This window comes from Variovorax sp. J22P240, assembly GCF_030316855.1.
In the GTDB taxonomy this organism is placed as follows: Bacteria; Pseudomonadota; Gammaproteobacteria; order Burkholderiales; family Burkholderiaceae_C; genus Variovorax.
In genome coordinates this window covers 82,117-102,473 of record NZ_JASZYR010000001.1, presented here as the reverse complement: position 1 = coordinate 102,473, position 20,357 = coordinate 82,117, and the positions used below count along the sequence as shown (strand labels likewise).

At 66.5% G+C, this 20,357-nt stretch carries 21 protein-coding genes; 8 read left to right on the top strand and 13 right to left on the bottom strand.

Going from position 1 to position 20,357, the window contains the following annotated elements; all coding sequences use genetic code 11:
* A complete protein-coding gene (locus QTI24_RS00495) occupies window positions 1-1,137 on the top strand; it encodes an HPP family protein (RefSeq protein WP_286597651.1) in 1,137 nt (378 codons plus the stop codon).
* Here the strand turns inward: QTI24_RS00495 and QTI24_RS00490 are convergent.
* Window positions 1,082-2,056 carry a LysR family transcriptional regulator gene (locus QTI24_RS00490; protein WP_286597650.1) on the bottom strand — a complete coding sequence of 325 codons (975 nt, stop codon included), beginning with the start codon at window positions 2,054-2,056 and terminating at the stop codon, window positions 1,082-1,084. The two genes, QTI24_RS00495 and QTI24_RS00490, sit on opposite strands and share 56 nt — an antisense overlap.
* 77 nt (window positions 2,057-2,133) lie before the next feature.
* Here QTI24_RS00490 and QTI24_RS00485 point away from each other — a divergent pair, with 77 nt between their 5' ends.
* Together QTI24_RS00485 and QTI24_RS00480 are read left to right on the top strand one after the other, a co-directional pair.
* Window positions 2,134-2,802 carry a DsbA family protein gene (locus tag QTI24_RS00485; RefSeq protein WP_286597649.1) on the top strand — a complete coding sequence of 223 codons (669 nt, stop codon included), beginning with the start codon at window positions 2,134-2,136 and terminating at the stop codon, window positions 2,800-2,802.
* A 32-nt stretch (window positions 2,803-2,834) separates the two neighbouring features.
* Window positions 2,835-3,452, top strand: a complete 618-nt coding sequence (locus QTI24_RS00480) for an NAD(P)-dependent oxidoreductase (RefSeq protein WP_286597647.1) — start codon at window positions 2,835-2,837, stop codon at window positions 3,450-3,452.
* On the opposite strand, the gene QTI24_RS00475 is transcribed toward QTI24_RS00480, so the two are convergent.
* The 9 genes from QTI24_RS00475 to QTI24_RS00435 all read right to left on the bottom strand — a co-directional run bounded on the left by QTI24_RS00475 (window position 3,446) and on the right by QTI24_RS00435 (window position 11,476).
* The gene (locus tag QTI24_RS00475) at window positions 3,446-3,862 is read right to left on the bottom strand and encodes an SRPBCC family protein (RefSeq protein WP_286597646.1); all 417 of its coding nucleotides are present in this window, start codon (window positions 3,860-3,862) and stop codon (window positions 3,446-3,448) included. The genes QTI24_RS00480 and QTI24_RS00475 overlap by 7 nt on opposite strands.
* Before the next feature lie 62 nt (window positions 3,863-3,924).
* Window positions 3,925-4,629 carry an ABC transporter ATP-binding protein gene (locus tag QTI24_RS00470; protein WP_286597645.1) on the bottom strand — a complete coding sequence of 235 codons (705 nt, stop codon included), beginning with the start codon at window positions 4,627-4,629 and terminating at the stop codon, window positions 3,925-3,927.
* Window positions 4,622-5,380, bottom strand: a complete 759-nt coding sequence (locus tag QTI24_RS00465; protein WP_286599222.1) for an ABC transporter ATP-binding protein — start codon at window positions 5,378-5,380, stop codon at window positions 4,622-4,624. Before QTI24_RS00465 ends, QTI24_RS00470 begins: the two co-directional genes overlap by 8 nt.
* Window positions 5,381-5,388: 8 nt before the next feature.
* Window positions 5,389-6,360, bottom strand: coding sequence for a branched-chain amino acid ABC transporter permease (locus QTI24_RS00460; protein WP_286597644.1), 972 nt, complete (start codon window positions 6,358-6,360; stop codon window positions 5,389-5,391).
* Window positions 6,360-7,232, bottom strand: coding sequence for a branched-chain amino acid ABC transporter permease (locus tag QTI24_RS00455; protein ID WP_286597643.1), 873 nt, complete (start codon window positions 7,230-7,232; stop codon window positions 6,360-6,362). Before QTI24_RS00455 ends, QTI24_RS00460 begins: the two co-directional genes overlap by 1 nt.
* A 19-nt stretch (window positions 7,233-7,251) precedes the next feature.
* Entirely contained in the window at window positions 7,252-8,421 is a 1,170-nt protein-coding gene (locus tag QTI24_RS00450; RefSeq protein WP_286597642.1) for an ABC transporter substrate-binding protein, read from the bottom strand.
* Between the two features lie 158 nt (window positions 8,422-8,579).
* Window positions 8,580-9,590: a PDR/VanB family oxidoreductase gene (locus QTI24_RS00445; RefSeq protein WP_286597641.1), complete on the bottom strand. Its 1,011-nt coding sequence runs from the start codon at window positions 9,588-9,590 to the stop codon at window positions 8,580-8,582.
* A gap of 12 nt (window positions 9,591-9,602) precedes the next feature.
* Entirely contained in the window at window positions 9,603-10,370 is a 768-nt protein-coding gene (locus tag QTI24_RS00440) for a GntR family transcriptional regulator (protein WP_503011182.1), read from the bottom strand.
* Window positions 10,367-11,476: an aromatic ring-hydroxylating dioxygenase subunit alpha gene (locus QTI24_RS00435; protein WP_286597640.1), complete on the bottom strand. Its 1,110-nt coding sequence runs from the start codon at window positions 11,474-11,476 to the stop codon at window positions 10,367-10,369. The genes QTI24_RS00440 and QTI24_RS00435 overlap by 4 nt, the downstream gene beginning before the upstream one ends.
* A 145-nt stretch (window positions 11,477-11,621) precedes the next feature.
* On the opposite strand from QTI24_RS00435, the gene QTI24_RS00430 reads away from it, so the two are divergent.
* The 3 genes from QTI24_RS00430 (at window position 11,622) to QTI24_RS00420 (ending at window position 14,970) form a co-directional block, all read left to right on the top strand.
* A complete protein-coding gene (locus QTI24_RS00430; RefSeq protein WP_286597639.1) occupies window positions 11,622-12,740 on the top strand; it encodes a 5-methyltetrahydropteroyltriglutamate--homocysteine S-methyltransferase in 1,119 nt (372 codons plus the stop codon).
* 185 nt (window positions 12,741-12,925) lie between these two features.
* Window positions 12,926-13,594, top strand: a complete 669-nt coding sequence (locus tag QTI24_RS00425) for a glutathione S-transferase family protein (RefSeq protein WP_286597638.1) — start codon at window positions 12,926-12,928, stop codon at window positions 13,592-13,594.
* Complete coding sequence (locus tag QTI24_RS00420) at window positions 13,591-14,970, top strand: phospholipase D-like domain-containing protein (RefSeq protein WP_286597637.1); 1,380 nt, start codon at window positions 13,591-13,593, stop codon at window positions 14,968-14,970. Before QTI24_RS00425 ends, QTI24_RS00420 begins: the two co-directional genes overlap by 4 nt.
* On the opposite strand, the gene QTI24_RS00415 is transcribed toward QTI24_RS00420, so the two are convergent.
* From QTI24_RS00415 to QTI24_RS00405, 3 genes are read right to left on the bottom strand one after another with little or no spacing between them, the layout of a single operon-like run.
* Window positions 14,961-15,881 (bottom strand): complex I NDUFA9 subunit family protein, encoded by a 921-nt coding sequence (locus QTI24_RS00415; RefSeq protein WP_286597636.1) that lies wholly within the window; start codon window positions 15,879-15,881, stop codon window positions 14,961-14,963. The two genes, QTI24_RS00420 and QTI24_RS00415, sit on opposite strands and share 10 nt — an antisense overlap.
* Entirely contained in the window at window positions 15,878-16,948 is a 1,071-nt protein-coding gene (locus tag QTI24_RS00410; protein ID WP_286597635.1) for an ROK family protein, read from the bottom strand. Before QTI24_RS00410 ends, QTI24_RS00415 begins: the two co-directional genes overlap by 4 nt.
* A 21-nt stretch (window positions 16,949-16,969) precedes the next feature.
* Window positions 16,970-17,719 (bottom strand): alpha/beta fold hydrolase, encoded by a 750-nt coding sequence (locus QTI24_RS00405; RefSeq protein ID WP_286597634.1) that lies wholly within the window; start codon window positions 17,717-17,719, stop codon window positions 16,970-16,972.
* 145 nt (window positions 17,720-17,864) lie between these two features.
* On the opposite strand from QTI24_RS00405, the gene QTI24_RS00400 reads away from it, so the two are divergent.
* Complete coding sequence (locus tag QTI24_RS00400; protein WP_286597632.1) at window positions 17,865-19,403, top strand: ABC transporter permease/substrate-binding protein; 1,539 nt, start codon at window positions 17,865-17,867, stop codon at window positions 19,401-19,403.
* A gap of 91 nt (window positions 19,404-19,494) precedes the next feature.
* Window positions 19,495-20,346 (top strand): alpha/beta fold hydrolase, encoded by an 852-nt coding sequence (locus QTI24_RS00395; RefSeq protein WP_286597631.1) that lies wholly within the window; start codon window positions 19,495-19,497, stop codon window positions 20,344-20,346.
* The last annotated feature ends 11 nt before the right edge of the window (window positions 20,347-20,357 follow it).

The window sequence follows — 20,357 nt, the reverse complement described above, 5'->3', positions numbered from 1 at the left end:
ATGCGGTTCGACACTCTCACGACTTTCGCGCGCGCCTGGATTCCCGGCCCTACCGTCGTCGACGGACGGGAACGCCTGCGCGCCGTCGCCGGCGCCGCGGTGGGCCTGCTGTTCACGGCATTGGTCTGCGAACTCCTGGCGGGACCTTCGGTCAGCGGCAACTGGCTGATCGCGCCATTGGGCGCCAGCGCGGTGCTGGTGTTCGCACTGCCGGCCAGCCCGCTCGCACAACCCTGGCCGGTGATCGGCGGCAACACGCTTGCGGCTCTGGTCGGTGTGGCGTGCGTCCGGTGGCTGCCCGATGCGTGGTGGCTCGGCGCGGTCGCGACCGCGTTGGCCATCGGGCTCATGTTCTCCCTGCGCTGCCTTCACCCCCCGGGCGGCGCGGTCGCGCTGCTGACCGTGCTGACGCACACCCCGGAGTTCCCCTTCGCCATCTCGCCGGTGCTGACCGATTCACTGCTGCTGGTGCTCGCCGGTGTGCTCTACAACACCCTCACGGGCCGGCGCTACCCGCACGTCCAGATCGCGCAGCGCCAGGCGACCACGGACGACACGCGCTTCAGTTCGGCCGACATCGATGCGGTGCTCGCGCGCTACAACCAGGTGCTCGACATCAGCCGCGACGACCTGGAATCGCTGATCCGGCAGACCGAGATGGAGTCGTGGCACCGCCGGCTGGGCACCGTGCGCTGTGTCGACATCATGTCCCGCGGGCCGGTGACAGTCGAGTTCGGCACACCGCTGCAAGAAGCATGGTCGCTCATGCACGAGCGGCGCATCAAGGCGCTCCCGGTGACCGACCGAACCCGGCGCGTGGTCGGCATCGTCACGCAGGCCGACTTCTTCCGGCACATCGATCTGCAGCACCACGAGGGCCTGGGCGGCCGGCTGCGCGACTTCATCCGCGCGACGCGCACCGTGATGTCGAGCAAGCCCGAGGTCGTCGGCCAGATCATGACGCGCCAGGTTCGTGTCGCCAGCGAAGATCGGCCGATGGTCGACCTGGTGCCGTTGTTCTCTGAGGGGGGCCACCACCACATCCCCATCATCGACGGCGAGCGGCGGCTCACGGGGATGATCACTCAGTCCGATTTCGTGCGCGCACTGTATCGCGCGGTCGAGCCGCAGGCTTGAGGCGCTTGGCTTCGGCGGCGCCCGCCGGCCAGTGCCGTGCATCGGCGAAGCGCTCCACCAGGAAGTCGAGCAACGCGCGCAAGGACGCCGGCATCTGCCGCCGCGAGGCGTAGAGCCCGTACACGCCCAGTCCCAGAGGAACAACCTTGGGCAGCAGCGCCACGAGCCGGCCTTCCGCGATCGGCCCACGCGCCGAATACACCGGTTGCATCGCAATGCCGGCGCCTTCCATCGCCGCCGCAAGCAGCACCTGCGATTCGTTCGCGCTGAGATTGCCGCTCACGGGTACGGCAATCCTTTCGCCGTCCTGGTCGAACTGCCACAGGCTCTTGCCGAAGTACGAATAGGTCAGGCAGTTGTGCGTCGCCAGATCGTGCACGCTGCGAGGCGTGCCATGGGCAGCGAGGTAAGCCGGCGACGCGCAGACGACGGACGCGCAATGCCCCAACGGTCGCGCAATCAGGTTCGGGTCGAGGTCGTTGGTGATGCGGATAGCGAGATCGATGCGCTCCTGGACGAGGTTCACCGGCCGCGCGTCGATATGCAGGTCGATCGCGGCCAGCGGATAACGCCTCAGGTACTCCGCAACCGACGAGGCCAGTACGTCCTGCGCAAGCGACTGCGCGCACGCCACGCGCAGCAGGCCGCGCGGAACGTCCGCTTCGGCACTGAGCGTCACCGCCATGTCGCCGGCCACTTCGAGCATGCGGCGGCACCGGGCCAGCGTCTCCTCGCCCGCCTCGGTCAGGCTCAGTCGCCGCGTCGTTCGATGCAGCAGGCGCGCGCCGGCCCATTGCTCCATCTGCGCGAGGTAGCGCGTGACCATGGCGCGCGACATGTCGAGCGATTCGGCGGCACTGGTCATGCTCGCGCGCTCGGCGATGCGAACGAACACTTCGGCGGCGATGATGCGGTCCATATTCGATCGATTCAGGCAACAAACATTTGCATGCTACGGTGTTTTTCGATCGAATCAGGAAACCTACGATCGCGGACATGACAGCAACGAATCCCGACCCGCAGCGCGCCACGCTTCACTATGTCTTCGATCCGCTGTGTGGCTGGTGCTACGCCGCAGCGCCCCTGGTGCAGGCGGCGCGTGCCCTTCCCGGCCTGGTCATCGACCTCCACGGCGGCGGCATGATGACCGGCGCGAACCGCCGCGCGATGACGCCCGAGTGGCGCAACTATGTGATGCCGCACGATCGGCGCATCGCGCAACTCAGCGGCCAGCCCTTCGGCGTCGCGTACTTCGATGGATTGCTGAACGACGGCGGCGCCATGCTGGATTCCGCCCCGCCGCTGACCGCGGTGCTGGCCGCCGAGGCCGACGCCGGCAAGGGATTGGAGATGCTCCACCGCGTGCAGCGCGCCCACTACGTCGAAGGCCGCCGTATTGCCGACACCCCCGTGCTGCGCGACCTGGCAGCCGAGATCGACCTCGACCCGGCAGCCTTCACGGAAGCGTTCGACTATCTGAGCGGCGAGCCGACGCAGCGCCACATCGCTGACAGCCGCGCGTGGCTGGTGCGCGCACGCGGACAAGGCTTTCCGACCTTCGCGCTCGAAACGACCGATGGCGGACTCACGCCGCTGGACGTCGCGCGCTACCTCGGCCAGCCGGAAGCCTGGACTGCGCATCTCGGAGCGCTGATCCAGCGCTGACCCGTTTCTTCACTCACCATAAGGACCACTCCATGAGCAAGATCGCCATCCTGGGCGTCACCGGCCGCGCCGGCTCCCGCATCGCCAATGAACTGCTGCAGCGCGGACACACCATCACGGGCGTCGCACGCAAGATCGAAGGCGCCGAAACGCGCCCCGGATTGACGCTGAAATCGGCCGATTCGACGTCCGTCGACGCGCTGGTTCCGGTGCTGCGCGGCCACGATGCCGTGATCAGCGCAACGCGGTTCGCGGACGGAGCGGACGCCGCCACCCTTGTTGCGGCTGCCAAGCAAGCCGGCGTGCCGCGCCTGCTGGTCGTCGGCGGCGCCGGCAGTCTCGCAGTTGCGCCGGGCAAGGCCTTGCTCGACACGCCCGAATTTCCCGACGCCTACAAGCCGGAGGCGCAGGCCGGCAGCGCAATGCTCCAGGCGCTGCGCGCCGAAAAGGAACTGGACTGGACCTTCCTCTCGCCTTCCGCCCTCTTCGCACCCGGCGAGCGCACCGGCAGGTTCCGGGTCGGCGGCGACAGCCTGCTGAGCGATACAAGCGGCAAGAGCTGGATCTCGATGGAGGACTACGCGATCGCGCTGGCCGACGAAGTGGAGGCCCCCAAGAATTTCCGCAAGCGCTTTACCGTCGGCTATTGATTGCGGCGCCCGGCGGCCTGACCTTCCAGCGTGGTCTTCATCGCAAGCATGCCCTGCTCGATCATGGCGCTGATGGGCGGCTTCATATCGTCGGGCAGCAAGTCGGCAATCCAGACGAGTTGGCTGTGCTCAGCGTCTTCGGCAAACACTTGCAGCGACGCGTTGTGATGCGTCAGCCGCTCGCCGGTTGCAGACCACGCCACGCGCCGCGCTTCATCGTCGACATCGACGATGACTTCGCGCGCCACCAGGCCGTTGGCGAAAGTGACGATGCGTGCGTCGCCTTCCAGCTTGCAGTCGATCACGAAACCCGGCACCAGCCGGTGGTGGATCTCGCCGACATCGCGAACCGCATCCCAGATTTGCTCGGCACTCGCTGCCACACGGATTTCCTGTCGAATGGACGCCATGGTCTTCACTCCTTTCAGGCCGGCGGGCCAGTTTAGGCGTGAACAAGTCCCGCGGGTAGCCCTCAGCGCTTGACGCCCAGCAGACGCTCGAGCACCTCCGGCTGCGTGGCTAGCGTCGCCGCATGGTCGGCGTGAACCACAGTGCCGTGGTCCAGCACGACGGCTTCATCCGAGATCGCCAGGATGGCCTGCGGATGCTGCTCGACGACGATGGCCGCCAGCCCTTCGTCGCGAGTGATGCGGCGGATCGCGCGCAACAGTTCTTCCACGATGATCGGCGCCAGGCCTTCGAGCGGCTCGTCGAGCAGCAGCAAGGTCGGGTTGACCACCAAGGCGCGCCCGACGGCCAGCATCTGCTGCTCCCCACCTGACAACTGCGTGCCCAGATTGCCCTTGCGCTCTGCAAGCCGCGGGAACATCTCGTAGACCCGCTGCGGATTCCACTTGCCGGGGCGTTCCACGGCGGTGAGGTTCTCGTGCACGGTAAGCGACTTGAAGATGTTGCGCTCCTGCGGCACCCAGCCGATGCCTGCGGCAGCGCGCTGGTGCGGCGACAGCTTGTGCAGCGCCAGGCCACCCAGCGCGATGGTGCCGCCGTGCTGGCGCGTCGCACCGGCAAGCGTGTTGATCAGCGTCGTCTTGCCGGTGCCGTTGCGGCCCAGCAGCGCCAGGGTCTGGCCTTGGCCGAGCGCGAGCGAGATGTCGTGCAACACGACCGCCTCACCATAGCCCGCACTCAGGTTTTCGATGCGCAAGAGTTCAGACATGCGCGGCTCCATGGCCCAGGTAGACCTCTTTCACTTTCGGGTCGTTGGCGATCGTGTCGGGGTCGCCCTCCGTCAGGAGCGTACCGTTGACCAGCACGGTCATGCGGTCGGCGAAGCTGAACACCAGGTCCATGTCGTGTTCAATCAGCAGCACGGACACATCGGAGGGCAGCGCGGCGACGGTCTCCAGCAGTTCCTCGCGCTCGCCAGCCGGCACACCGGCCACGGGTTCGTCGAGCAGCAGAACGCGCGGCTCGCAGGCCAGCGCGATGGCAATCTCCAGCAGGCGCCGCTTGCCGTATGCGAGGTGCCGCGTCTCCTGTTGCGCGACGTCGGCGAGCCGGAACTGCTCGAGCAACTCCCCGGCCCGCTCGGCGACCTGCCTGGACGAACCCAGCGGCTTCCACCACTGCCCGCCCAGCCCCGTGTGCTGAGAGACAACCAGCGCCAGCGTTTCCAGCGGCGTCATGGAATCGAAGAGTTGATTGATCTGGAAGGTCCGGACCATGCCTCGCGCCACCCGCCGGTGCGGCGCGAGGCGGGTGATGTCCTCGCCTTCGAGCACGATGCGGCCCTCGGTGGGCGTGAGCACGCCGGTCAGCAGATTGATCAGCGTGGTCTTGCCCGCGCCGTTGGGGCCGATCAGCGCATGGCGCGCACCACGCCGGAGGTTCAGCGAGACGTTGTTGGTCGCCACGATGCCGCCGAAGCGCATCACCAGACCCGTCGCCGACAGGACGATGTCGTTCACGGTGGCGCTCACGGCTTGGCACTCCCGCGCGCACCGAACCAGGTCCAGGGTCGCAGCAGCCGATCGCGCCCGACCAGCACCAGCAGCACCAGGATCAGGCCGATCCAGAACATCCAGTACTGTGGCGTGACCGTCGAGAGCGTGTCTTGCAGGAGCTTGAACACGATGGCGCCGGCGATGCCGCCATAGAGCCAACCCACGCCACCGATGACCAGCATCAGCAGCACGTCGGCCGAGCGGTCGAAGGCCAGCACGTCGAGCGATGCGAAGCCCGTGGTCTGTGCGAGCAACGCGCCCGCCGCACCCGCGATCGCAGCGGCGACCGTGTAGATCACGGCCAGGCGCGACACGACCGGAATGCCGATCGCCATCGCGCGCAAGCGGTTGTCGCGTACGGCCTTGAGCGTCGCGCCGAAGGGCGATTGCACCAGCCGGCGCATCAGCAGGAACAGCAGCAAGACCACCGAGAGCGAATACCAGGCCGCCGTCCGACCGTACAGGTCGAACTCGAAGAGACCGAGCACCGGCCCCATCACGACACCCTGCAGGCCGTCCGCCCCGCCGGTGAGCCAGTCGAGCTTGTTCGCGAGTTCGAGCAACAGCAGCGCGGTGCCGAGCGTGACCATGAGCCGCGTCAGGTCCGTGCCGCGCAGGATCGTGACGCTCGCGATGGCGCCCAGTACGGCGCACAGCACGATGGCCACCACGAGCCCCACCGTCGGGTCCGGCATCACCAGCTTCGCGAACAGCGCAGCCGTGTAGGCGCCGAAACCGAAAAAGGCCGCATGCCCGAGCGAAACGATGCCGGTGTAGCCGAGGATGAGGTCGAGCGACATCGCGAACAGCGCGACGATCGCGATCTCGTTGATCATCAGAGCGTGCGAGGGCATCAGGAGCGGCAGCACGAAGGCCACTGCCCAGACGGCAAACTCCCACGGACGCCAGCGAGCCTTGCGCAGCAAAGGTTGCTGAAAGTCCATTACTTTCCTCCCTTGCGCGTGAACAGCCCTTGCGGCCGCCACATCAGGATCAGGATCATCAGCAGGTACACCGTGAACGCGCCCATCTTCGGAATGAAGTACTTGCCTGCCACGTCGGCGATGCCAAGAAGCAGCGCGGCCAGGAGCGGCCCCGTGATCGACGAGGTGCCTCCGACGGACACCACGATGAGGAAATAGATCATGTACTTGAGCGGGAAAGTCGGATCGAGCCCCAGGATCTCCGCGCCCAGCGCACCGCCCAGGCCCGCGAGCCCCGAACCGACCGCGAAGGTCATCAGGAACACCACGTTCACGTTGATGCCCAGCCCCGCCGCCACGCGCGGATCATCGACCGCGGCGCGAAGCCGGCTGCCGAAGCGCGTCTTCGAAAGAATCAGTTGCAGCACCACCGTGAGCAGCGCGCACAACACGATGATGAAGATGCGGTAGTGCCCCATGCCCAGCAGGAACGCGCCGTCGCCGATCTCGGTACGGCCGCGCAGCCATTCGGGCAAGTGGATGTTCTGCTGCGACGAGCCGACGAAGTAGTCGAGCCCGGCCACTGCCATGAACGCCAACCCGATCGAGAACAGCACTTGGTCCAGATGCGGCTTGCCGTACATCGGCCGGTACAAGGTGCGTTCCAGCAGCGCCCCCAGCAGACCGACCAGGATGAACGCGAGCGGCAGGCAGACGAGAAACGGCACGCCCAGCTTTTGCATCGCGAACACCGTCAGGTAGCCGCCCGCCATCGCGAACGCGCCATGCGCGAGGTTGATGAAGTTCATCAACCCCAGCGTCACAGCCAGTCCGACCGCAAGCACGAACAGCAGCATGCCGTAGGCAACGCCGTCAAAAAGAATAGTCAACATGCTGCTGTCCGGCCACCGCTTACTTGGCTTTACCTGGATCTTTCACGGCCTTGATCACGTCGAACTCGACGTTGTAGAGCTGGCCGTCCTTCTTCTCGACCTTGCGCAGGTAAACGTCCTGCGTGATGTCGCGCGTTTGCGCATCGATCAGCACTTCGCCGCGCGGGCTTTCGAAGACCTGGCCCTTCATCGCCGCGAGCAGTGCATCGCCGCCGCCCTGGCCCTTGGTGGTCTTCAGGGCTTCGTAGATCATGCGCATGCCGTCGTAGCCGCCGACGGCCATGAAGTTCGGGCGCATGTTCTTGTTGGCCTTCTGGAAGGCTTCGACGAATTTCTTGTTGGCCGCCGAGGGATGCGCCGCGGAGTAGTGGTGCGTCGTGACCACGCCAAGCGCGCCGTCACCCATGTCGTTGAGCTGGTCGTCGTCCGTCACGTCGCCGGTGGCGATCATCTTGATGCCGGCCTTGTCCATGCCGCGTTCCAGGAACTGCTTCATCACCGCCGCGCCGGCGCCCGAGGGCACGAAGACGAACAGCGCATCAGGCTTCAGGTCGCGCACCTTCTGCAGGAAGGGTGCGAAGTCCGGGTTGCGCAGCGGCACGCGCAGCGAGTCGAGCACCTTGCCGCCGTTGAGCTCGAAGCGCTCCTTGAAGAACTTCTCGGCATCGTTGCCGGGGCCGTAGTCGCTGACCAGCGTCACCACCGACTTGATGCCGTTCTTGGGTGCCCAGTCGCCCATCGCGACCGAGACCTGCGGCAGCGTGAAGCTGGAGCGCACGATGTACGGCGAGGCCTGCGTGATGCTCGACGTCGCTGCGGCCATCACGACCAGCGGCGTCTTCGATTGGGTGGCGATGGGTGCCGCCGCCAGCGCTGCCGGCGTGACGCCGAAGCCCGCGAGCACATTGACCTTGTCGTTGACCACCAGCTCCTGCGCCAGGCGCTTGGTGACGTCAGGCAGCGCGGTGTCGTCCTTCACGATCAACTCGATCTTCTTGCCGGCCACGGTGTCGCCGTTCTGCGCCATGTAGAGGCGCGCCGCCGCTTCGATCTGGCGTCCGGTGGAAGCCTGCTGACCGGTCATCGGCAGGATCAGCCCGATCTTGAACGTGTCGGCGGCGTGAGCCAGGGGGATGGCCAGCGCAATGGCGGTCAGGCTGGCAGCCTGGACGAGATGGCGACGAAGCATAAAGCTCTCCTTGTTGGATGGATGCAGGAACGGGGGATATTGTGACCAGATGCAAGCGAGCCGGGGCGTCGGCAAACACCTAGCGCACGGCCCTCGCAGAGGATTTCTGCGCGATCAGCAAATGGGCTGCGCGATCATCGCGCAATGCTTGCGAGGACTCATGGACTTTCGGGTCGCCATGCCGAATCGAGGGTGATCGTGCCGACCGCGCGCGACACGCAGGCACAGATCCTGTGGCCCGACTGCTTTTCGTGTTCGCTCAGGAACACATCGCGGTGATCGATCTCGCCATCGACGGCCAGCACGTCCATCGCACACAAGCCGCACTCGCCGCGACGGCAGTCCCAGAGGGTCTGCACGCCAGCGCCTTCGAGCGCTTCGAGCAGCGTACTCCCGGCCGGGACGGTGATCGCCAGGTCATGGCGCGGAATGCGCACCTCGAAGGCCTGCGCCGCAAGCCGGCCGCTGCTGCCGAAGGTCTCGAAGCGAAGATCCGCCTGCGCGCGACCTGCTGCCGCCCATGCGCGCTTGACGGCTTCGAGCATCGGCACCGGTCCGCAGGTGTAGAGCTGGCCACCGGGCGGCAGATGCGCGATCTCCGAGGCGAAGTCGATAGGCGCGCTGCCGGTGAAGGCCTGCATGCCGGTATTCGCCGACTGACTCAATGCTTCCTGGAGCGTCGACAGATAAGCCAGTTCCTGCTCGCTGCGAGCGCCATAGAGCATGCGGACGCTCACGCTTCGGCGCTGCGCCAGTTCGGCAAGGCGCTGTGCCATGTAGACCAGCGGCGTGATGCCGATACCGCCCGCCACCAACAGGTAGCCCGGTGCCGTCAGATCGAGGCCGAAGTGGCTCTGCGGCTCGCTCACCAGCAGGCGGTCACCGGGCGCCAGGCGCCACATCGCGAGCGACCCGCCGCGGCCATCGTCCAGCCGCTTCACCGCGATGCGCCATGCGCGCCCGTCGGGAGCGCCCACCACCGAATAGGACCGGGTCTGCATGCGCCCCGACCCTGGCTCGCCGACCAGGACCTGAACCTGCAGATGGGCTCCGGGCTCATGGCCGGCGACGATGCCCGACTCGGGCGTGATCTCGAACTCGCGCACCGTCGCCGTGAGGTCGCGGCAGGCCGTGATGCGCGCAGGCATCCAGTGGATATCGCTTTTCATCTTGAAGTGTCTTCAGGCCCGTCGGCGGATGAGTTGCACGCCCGGCAGGGGATGGTTCTGCGCGCCATGCAGCGCCTCGCGGAGATTGCGCTGCGCAATGCGGCTGTGCTCGCGCATCAGCGCCTCGGCGCGCGAGCCTTCGCGGTTCTCGATCGCATCGAGCACCTGTCCGTGCTGGTCCTGCGCGATCAAGAGCATGTCGCGCGCTGCGGGCGAGTTCGCCTGCACGACGACGAAGCCCGAGGGTGACGCGAACGGCAGGTTGATCACGCGCTCCAACTGCTGCGCGATCAAAGGGCTGCCCGCCATTTCGGAGAGGAGCCGATGAAACTCTTCATTGAACGCGACGTAGCGCGAGAACGCTGCGTCGTCGAGCGCCGGGTCGCGCAGCAAATCGTCGATGCGCTTCAGGCAGGCGCGCGCCTCGCGCAACACCACAGGCGGCGCGCCCCGCTCGGCCGCGAGCCGCGCCGACAGGCCTTCGAGCGTGCCGCGCAGTTCAATCGCGTCAGCGACGTCGCGTTCGGAGAAGGTCCGGACGGCGTACCCGCCATTGGGCAAGGCTTCGAGAAGCCCTTCCTGTTCGAGTCGCATGAGTGCGCTGCGCACCGGCGTGCGCGAGACGCCCAGCAGTTCGGAGATCGCGACCTCGGCAATGCGCGAGCCGCCGGGCAGTTCGCCGGCCAGCACCATCTCGCGCAACCGCAGTTGCGCCTTGACGGACTGGGAACCCCCCGCTTCGACGGGCTCGGCTGCAGCAGGCGTCGTGATCGCACTCACGGCCGCTCCATCGCCGCGGCCGGCTGGATCGGAATGGTGGGGGCGCGCGGCTTCTCGCGCGCAATCATCTGGTCGATGAGGCGTCGTGCCCACATCGCGCCGGCATCGATGTTGAGGTTGTAGAAGCTGTAGTCAGGCCGCTCGTCGATGGCGCGCTGCTGGGCTTCGAGCACCACTTCGTCCTCGCGGAAGATGCCGGCCACGCCCTCGCGCAGTTCGTGCGTGAGGCGCTGCTCGCCGATGCAGTAGTTGCGCGCGAAGGCCCAGAAATAGAGGCAGGTCTTGTCGGTCTCCGGCGTGATGGTGTTGAGCACGAAGCCGTTGACGCCCTTGCTGCGGTCGCCCGCCGAGCCGTTGCGCGGCACGGCGCCGCTGCTCGCCTCGGCCACGCCTACGTCGATGTTGACCGTGCACGGCCCTTCAAAACGAATGATCTGCCAGCGATCGACCTTGCCCCGGTAGCCGTGCGCGTGGTGGATCTGCGCGGCCCAGAACGGCGGTGGGTCGATGTCTTCCATCCAGCGCGTGACAGTGGCCGAGCGGTCGCCATGTGTCGCGACGAATGGCGCTTCGGCCACGGCACGATTGCCGATCGACGAGCCGTGCACGAAGGTCTCGTGCGTCAGGTCCATCAGGTTGTCGACGACCAGCCGGTAGTCGCAGGCCACGCGGATCATCTTGCCGTCGCCTGCCCATTCGGGGTCGTCGTTCCAGTGCATGTCGGGCACCAGCGCCGGGTCGGCCTTGGCCGGATCGCCTGGCCACACCCAGACGAAGCGATGCTTCTCGACCACCGGAAAGGAACGCACGCAGGCCGAGGGATTCAGCGTTTCCTGGCTCGGCATGAAAGTGCAGCGGCCCTGGCTGTTGTAGACGAGGCCGTGGTAGCCGCAGACGACTTCGTCGCCTTCCAGGCGCCCCAGCGACAGGGGCATCAGGCGATGCCAGCAGGCGTCTTCCAGCGCCGCGACCTGACCGTCGGTGCGCCGATAGAGCGCCAGTTTCTGGTTGCAGATGGTGCGCGCCAGCAGTGCGTGCTTGATCTCGACATCGTAGGCCGCGGCGTACCAGGCGTTCAGCGGAAATGGGCTCGTGGAGGCATTCATGGATACGGACTGTATACATTGATGCCTCAAAATCCAGTCTTTTTGCGTGTTTTAAGGGAAAACACCAGTCTCACTGTATCCAAAACAGGCATGCCCTGAGCGGATACGATCGACCGTTCTTTTCCAGATTCGACGGAGCCACCCCATGTCCCAGCACGCCTCCCTGCCTGCCCGCTACGACCACGTCGGCAGTTTTCTGCGTCCCAAGTACCTGCTTGAAGCCCGCGAGCAAAAAGCCAAGGGCGAGATCACGCCCGAACAGCTTCGCAAGGTCGAAGACAAGGCCATCACCGAGATCGTCAAGTTTCAAGAAGACGTCGGCCTGAAGAGCATCACCGACGGCGAATTCCGCCGCACCTACTTCCACATCGACTTCCTCGAACAACTCGGCGGCGTGAAGACCGACATCCCGGTCACCATCCGCAAGCCCGACGGCACCGAAGAGCTGGCGCCGCCCGTGATGCGCGTGATCGACAAGGTGCGCCACGCCAAGAACATCCAACTGGCCGACTTCCAGTACCTCAAGAGCCAGGTGTCGGCCGGCAACACGCCCAAGGTCACCATCCCCTCGCCCACGATGCTGCACTTCCGCGGCGGCCGCGCCGGCATCAGCAAGGAGGCCTACCCCGAGCTCGACCCGACCTTCTACGACGACGTCGCCAAGGCCTACGGCGACGAGCTTCGCTCGCTCGCCGAAGCTGGCTGCACCTACGTGCAGATGGACGACACCAATCTCGCCTACCTCTGCGACGAGCGGATGCGCGAAGCCGCCCGCCAGCGCGGCGACGACCCCAACGAACTGCCGCACCGCTACGCCGCCTTCATCAACAAGGTGGTCGCGCAGAAGCCCGCCGGCATGACGCTCGCGATGCACCTGTGCCGCGGCAATTTCAAGAGCACTCACGCGGCGGCCGGCAACTACGAGCCCGTGGCCGAAGCGCTGCTCAAGGAGATGGACCTCGACGCCTACTTCCTCGAATACGACGATGCGCGCTCCGGGGACTTCCGCCCCCTGCGCTTCCTGCCCAAGGGCAAGACCGTGGTGCTGGGCCTGGTGACCACCAAGTTCGGCGAGATGGAAGACAAGGACGAGCTCAAGAGCCGCATCGAGGCCGCCGCCAAGTACGTGTCGCTCGACCAGCTCGCGCTGTCGCCGCAATGCGGCTTCTCGAGCACGGTGCATGGCAACAACATCGCCGTCGAGGCGCAGCGCGCCAAGCTGCGCCTTGTGGTGGAAGTCGCACAAGAAGTCTGGGGGGGGTGAAGCTCGCCCCCAGGCTTCGCGCACTTCGTGTCGCTTCGCCATCCCCCTACCGGGGGCAACACCGGCGGCCCGGCAAAGCCGGTTCCGCGGTGTTTCGCGAAGGGACCCGCGGGAAGGGGCCCGCGCGAAGGAGCCTGGTTCGTTGGACGGTTTGTATTCGCGTTCCGTTGAAGTAGGCTCCGGGGATGAAGCTCATCACCGGTCCCCTCAGCATGTTTGGCGCCAAGGCGCAGATCGCATTGCTCGAAAAAGGGCTCGCGTTCGAATGCGTCATGGTGCCCTTCGATCGCGACGACAACTACGAGCCCAAGCACCCTGAGGTTCTGCGCGTCAACCCGAAGCGGCAGGTGCCGGTGCTGATCGACGGCGACGTCGAGTTGTTCGACTCGACGCAGATCTTCGAGTACCTCGAAGACCTCGCGCCCACTCCCCCGCTCTGGCCCGCCGGGGCTGCGGCGCGGGCACGGGCCCGGCAGTTGGAACTCAAGTCGGATGAGGTCTATTTCCCGCACGTGGTGAAGCTCTTCGGACTTCAGCACGACATGCAAAGCCCCGCCGCAGTCGCAGCCTGCGGCGCCTGCGCCCGCTTTCATGAAGTCCTGGATCGGCTGCTGGCCGACCGCGACTATCTCGCGGGCCTCTATTCCTATGCCGATATCGCCTTCTACATGGCACACGTGTTCGCGGACCGCAAGGGCGCGGGCATGACCGAGGGCACCCCGCGGCTGGTCGCATGGCGCGATCGCGTCGGCGCACGGGATGCCGTGCGCGAAGTGATTGGCGCGATGATGGGTTTCCTTGCCTCGGCAGGCCGCCCTGTACCTGCCTTCCTGCAGCAGCACCTCCGCACGTGAACCGGCTCGACGACCTGCTCGACTGGCTGCCATCGCCGTCGCAGCATTTGCTGGTCGTCACCTTCGCTCTGCTGGTCTACGTGTTGAGCACGCGCGCACGGCGCGAGCAACGCGCGCCCACCACGGCCATCGCATGGGTCATGGGCCTCGTGCTGGTGCCGTACGTCATCCTCCCGATGTACCTGATGTTCGGCCAGCGCAAGCTGCGGCCGACCGGCTCGCCGCGCCCGCCAAGATCCGCGCCGGCGGGGCACTGGGCGGCCGACCTGATCGAAAGCTTCGGCCTCGCCCCGCCGGGGCGTTGCACTCCCCGCTTTCATTCCGATGGCGGCGCTGCGCGTGATGCGCTGTTCGAGGTGATCGAGGGTGCACGCCGCCGCATCGACGTGTGCACCTTCATCATCGGCGACGACGCGCTCGGGCACGAGGTGATCAACCGCTTGTCGCGCCGCGCACGCGAAGGCGTCAAGGTGCGGGTGCTGCTCGACGGCTTTGGCGCGCTCTCGCTGCCGCGCTCGCATTTCGATTCGTTGCGCGAAGCCGGAGCCGAAGTCGCCGTGTTCCGGCCCATCTTCAGCCTGCGCCGCACCGGCCCGCGCAACCTTCGCAACCACCGCAAGCTCACGATCGCGGACGACGAATGGCTCTGGTCCGGAGGCCGCAATCTCGCGGGCGAATACTTCACCGGCAACGACGACCACCCTGTCCCGTGGCGTGACCTGTCCTTCGACCTCCGGGGCAGCGTGGCGGCCGCGGCGGCGCGACAGTTCGACCATGACTGGTCGTCGGTGCGCAAGCGCAAGCCGCGCGCCATCGCGGCCGACGACAGCCCGTCCAGCGACGGCCTCGCCCAATTTCTGCCCAGCGGCCCCGACCAGACCGAGGACACCGCGCATGCGTTGCTGATCGACGCCTGCTTCCGTGCCGAGCACCGCCTGCTCGCGATCACGCCCTATTTCGTGCCAGGCGACGGCCTGCGCGATGCATTGCGGCTCGCCGCACGGCGCGGCGTACAGGTCACGATCGCGATGCCAGCCGAGTCGAACCATCGGCTGGCCGACTTCGTGCGTGCCCGGGCCATGCGCGATCTCGCGCGCGCCGGCGTCATCTTTCGCATGCTGCCCTTCATGGCGCATGCGAAGGCGGTGGTGGTGGACGACAACCTGGCGCTCTGCGGCTCCATCAATCTCGACATGCGCAGCCTGCTGCTGAACCACGAAGCGGCCGTGGTGTTCTACGGCCCCGGCGAGGTCGAGTGGTTCGCCCAGTGGATCGAGACCGCCGCCTCCGCCGGCGAGACCTATCGCGCACGCAGGCCGGGGCTGGTGCGCGATGTGGCCGAGGGGCTGCTGCTCACGATTGCGTTTCAGCTCTGAGTGGACGCCCGGCCGGCACCGAGGTATTTCGGTGCGACCGTGTCGAGCGATGCAGCGCGAATGCCCAGATCCTCCAGCGACGGGAGCTTGCCGCTGGCCACGTTCGGCGTCTTCATGGACTGCAGGTTGTCGCGTGACATCAGCGGCTCGCCCGGCAAGCGTTCCATCACGGCCGCCTGTAGTGCTCCGACAGCAGGCGGGAGCGCAATCACGGGTCGTTCATGGCCCGACCACCGACCCGCCAGCTTGACAAGCTCCCTCAGCGTGAAAACCTCCGGCCCCGCGCACTCGAAGGTCTGGCCGGCGGTCACCGGTCGCTCGAGGCAGACGAGGATCGCGCGGGCGACGTCTTCGACCCACACGGGCTGGAAACGGGCATCCGCGGACGCCAGTGGGAGCATTGGCGCGAACCTCAGCAGGCGCGCAAACAAGTTCGTGAAGCGATCGTGCTGGCCGTAGATCACGGAGGGCCGAAGGATGGTCACATCGAGACCCGCGCTTCGCAGCACCGCCTCGCCTTCTGCCTTGGACCGCAGATACCGGCTCGGCTGTGCGCTGTCGACCCCGAGCGCGCTGACATGCACGATCCGCCGGACGCCTTTCGAACGGCAGGCACCGACCAGCGTTCGGGGCAAGGCGACGTGCGTTCGGACGAACTCGGCCTCGCTCCCGTGCAGGATCGCAATGAGATTGACCACGGCGTCATGGCCTTCGACCAGGCCTGCGAGTTGCGTCGGGTCGTGGACGTCTGCACTCACGACCCTGGCCGACGGCGGCAACTCCCGTTGCCTTGCTTGCGTGGGCCGACGGCTAGGCACGGTGATCTCAGTTGCGCCGTCCGAGCCAGCGATCAACGCACACAGGCTGCGCCCCACGAAGCCCGTTCCTCCAAGGACCAGTACCTTGTTCATCCGGTTTCCGCCCGCTTGTTGGCATAGCTCGCATTCCCGAGCCCCGTGCCGATGGTCAGCACCGCCCAGCGCTTCACATCTTTCATGAAGGGCAGCTCGCTCAAGCCCTGCACGACCGCGTCGTTGTGCATCAAGGCCATGGTGGGCGCGCCGTGGATGGTCGGAATCCGCTTGCAAAGCTCGCTGGGCAGGTGGAAGTTGCTTCCTTCCCAGTCGCCAGGCAAGTTCTGAGCGCCGCGCGAGATCGAGCCGTCCTTGGCGATCAGCCCCGGGCAAGCGATGCCGATGTACGGCGCGAGCCGGATGCCCTTTTTCTTGCAGTAGCGGATCTGTGTTTCGAGCATGTCGGCCAGGCGGTCGATCAGCGCCTTGCGGTTGGGCTTGTCATCCTTGTGTCGCCACTTTTCGCGCCGTAGCACCTTGGCCCGGGACATGTCCTTAGCGCGCTTCATCCGCATCTTGACGATGCCGCAGCGCACATTGGTGCCGCCGATGTCGAGCGCGAGGATCGCGTCGTGGTGAGCGAGCAGTGGCGGCGGCACGAGGTGAACCCAGCCCAGCAGCCCGGCGTCGTCGGTCTCATGGCCGATGCGGGCGAGTTGCACCGACAACTTCATGTCCTGCAAGATCGCCGCTGCCTGCAGGATGGCGCGCTCGCCAACGTCGCTCTCCGGAAAGCCGCCTCCGATCACGATGCGCTCGACGCCCTTCCACGACGGGTGCCGCATGAATCGCTCGATCACCGAGGCGAGTTCCTCGGCGAATTCCTCGACCGCGGCGTGCACCACGTCGCCCGCTTCAGAGGCTTTCTTCGCGCCAAGCGCCTCGTCCAGCGTCTGCTTGCTGAGGTCCTTGGAGTGGCGGCCACCGAGCGGATCCTTGCCCTTGCGCCGGCGCTTTTGGCGCCAGCGCTCCAGTAGCGCCCTGAACGCGGTCTGGCTGGCCTGGTCTCCGATGAAGCCGTCCTTGTCCCGCAACTGAAGGCTGTACCCCTCGACGACGACGGAAGGCAGTTCACGTGCGCCGTGCACGTCGGGGAGCGGATGCGATTCTTTCTTGGATGCCATTGCGTCTTTCATGAAGGCCGTTCAGTCGCCGGTGGTCTCCAGGATCAGGCGTGCAGTTTCCTCCGGCGCATCCCAATGCGGGAAGTGGCCGCAGCGCTCGAACCAGTGCAGGCGCGCATCCGGAAAAAGCTGCTGCGCGCGCGACGCCTGCCGCGGAAAACACACCCGGTCCAGTCGCCCCCAGCCGATCACCAGCGGCTTGGTCATGCTGCCGATGGCCAGCCCTTCCTGCGGCGCTCCGCGCACCAGGTCGCGAAGCATCAGGCTGAAGGATTCCGCCGAAGCGTAGCTGCGCATCTCCTCCAACACCAGCGACGGCGATAGCCGTGCCGCCTGTGCGGAGAATTGCGCCAGCAGCAGCTTGCGCGACCATTCGTGTCCGGTAATGGCGGGCATCGCGAACTGCAGGCTGCGCACCAGCCGCCGCGAGAAGCAGATCGAACTCTGGTAGATATAGCGCTCCCAGCCCCCCCAGAAGCCGCCCGGTCCGAGCGAAACGACCGAGCCGAGCACGCCCCCCCTGCGTGCCAGTTCAAGCACGAGGCGAGCGCCCAGCGAACTACCGACCGCATCAGTCCCGACCAGGTCGTGTTCCGAAAGGAACTGCGCGACCGCGTTGGACAAGGTCCGCACGGACACCTCTCCCGCCAACGGCGGGCTCTTGCCGAAGCCCGGCAGGTCGATCGCCACCACGGCGCGCTCAGCTGCCAGCGGATTCAGGATGGTCTGCCACGAGCGCCAGCTGCTGCCAAGTCCATGTACGAGCAACAAGGGCTTCCCTTCACCGCGTCGGACATAGTTGATCAGCACGCGTTCAGTTTGCGTTCAGATAGTGCGCTGCAGCATCAGCCTGCCGCACGATCCGCTGTAGGAGAACGAGCCTGTCAGCCCCTGGCAGCGCCGATACACTGGGTCGATGCATTCGTTGCGCCGACCGTGGCTCACCGCCCTGGCTTGCCTGGGCCTGCTCTGCGCGGCCGTGTTCTCGTACGTCTCGCACGGGCAGGAACAAGGCCTGCGCATCGGGTCGAAGCGTTTCACCGAGTCCTACATCCTGGCGGAGGTCATGGCGCAGACGGCTTCGCCCCAATCGCCCACGCCGCCGACGGTCCGCCAGGGGCTGGGCAACACCGCGATCGTCTACGAAGCCCTGCGCTCCGGCGGCATCGACCTCTATGCCGAGTACACCGGCACGATCGCGCTGGAGATCCTCAAGGGCTCCCAGTCGATGACGCGGGAGGCCATGAACGCGGCCCTCGCACCGCTGGGGCTGGGCGTCGCGATTCCGCTCGGCTTCAACGACGGCTATGCACTCGCGATGCGCGCAGCCGATGCAGACCGGCTCGGCGTGCGCAGCCTGAGCGACCTGGCGAACCATCCCGAACTGAAGCTCGGCCTGTCGAACGAGTTCATCGGTCGTGCGGACGGCTGGCAGGGTCTCGCCGCGCGCTACGGATTCCGGCAGACGCCGACCGGGCTGGACCATGGCCTCGCCTACGACGCGATCGCCGCGAAGCAGATCGATGTGATCGACATCTACACCACCGACGCCAAGATCGACCATCTCGGCCTGCGCGTGCTCCAGGACGACCGCAGCTATTTCCCGCGCTACGACGCCGTGGTGCTGTACCGGCTCGACGTGCCCACGCGCTGGCCGAAGGCTTGGGCGGCGCTGCAGAAGCTCGAAGGCCGAATCGACGAACGCGCCATGATCGCGATGAACGCGCGCGCCGAACTGCAGGGCGTGGCCTTCGATGTGATCGCCCGCGACTTCCTGGCCCAGCAAGGGCAGGCCGGCGTGCACGCCGGCTCATCGGGCGCGGCTGCGCGCGGCTTCGTCGCCAAGCTGCTTGGCCCCGACCTGGGCCGGCTGGCGCGACAGCACCTGACGCTCGTCGCGGTATCGGTCGGGGTCGCCGTCCTCATCGCGGTGCCGGTTGGAATCCTGGTGTTTCCGCACCTGCGCCTGCGCGCGGTGGTGCTCGGACTCACGGGCCTTCTGCAGACTATTCCGTCGCTCGCGTTGCTCGCGGTGCTGATCTCCCTGATGGGGGCGATCGGCACGCTGCCTGCGCTGGTCGCGCTCACGCTCTATGCGCTGCTGCCGATCATGCGCAACACGGTCACCGGGCTGGCCGAGGTTCCGGCGGGGTTGCGGCAGGCGGGCACGGCGCTTGGCATGACCGGCGCACAGAGCCTGCGGGTGGTGATGCTGCCGCTGGCGCTGCCTACCCTGCTGGCCGGCGTGCGAACCGCAACGACCATCGCCATCGGCACCGCGACCATCGCGGCCTTCATCGGCGCAGGCGGTTTCGGTGAACGCATCGTGACCGGGCTTGCGCTCAACGACCGCGAGCTGCTGCTCGCGGGGGCCGTCCCGGCCGCCGTGCTGGCCCTGTTGAGCGAGGCGCTGTTCGAAACCATCGAATTCGTGATGCGGCGTCGCCGCGGCTGAAGACGGCGCATCACCCGATTGCGACGGCAAGCGAGCCGGACTAGTCTCGTGAATCGCTGCTGCGCCGACGCGCGGCCCGGAGGAGTCGACGATGAATCGATGCGAACTGCCCACGCGCCTGCCGCTGGCGGATGGGGCGGAACTGCACTACACCGAGCATGGACGCGGATCACCGCTCATCCTGTTGCACGGCGGCTTGGGCGATTGTCATTCGTGGACGCCACAGATGCAGACCTTTGCGGCACGTTTCCGCGTCATCGCCTACAGCCGGCGATTCAGCAGCCCGAGCAGGAGCCCCGGCGCGCATGCCGGCTACACACCGCAACTCGACGTGGACGACCTCGCGGCACTTCAAGGGCACGTTCGCTGCGGACCTGCCCATCTGGTCGGCACCTCCTACGGCGCCTTGATTGCATTGATGTTTGCGCTCCAGCATCCCGAACAGGTGCTGAGCCTCGTCTTGAACGAACCGCCTTTGCACCCATGGGCATGTCGCACGCCCGAGGGGAGCGCGCTGTTCGAAGCATTCATGGCGGATGTCTGGCGCCCCGCCGCCCTGGCCTTCGACCGGAACGACGAGCGCACGGCGTTGCGCCTGCTGGTCGATGGCATCTGGGGCGAGCCGCTGTTCGACAGATTGCCGCCCGAGCGAATGCATGTCGTGACGCGCAACGCGGGCGCGATGAAGGCGCTGACACGGTCGACGGAACCGTTTCCCGATCTGTCGCGTTCGGAAGTGGCGGCCTTGGAGATGCCTGTTCTGCTCTTGAACGGCGACCGGGCCACCGATCTTCATCGAAGAGTAGTCGATGAATTGGCGCTGGTGCTGCCCCGCTCGAGGCGCGAAGTCATCGCGGGCGCGGGACATGGTGCGCCTTCCGAGAATCCCGTCGGCTTCAATCGGGTGGTGTTCTGGACCTTACTGCGCAGTGGACGAACATAGACTTGCCCATT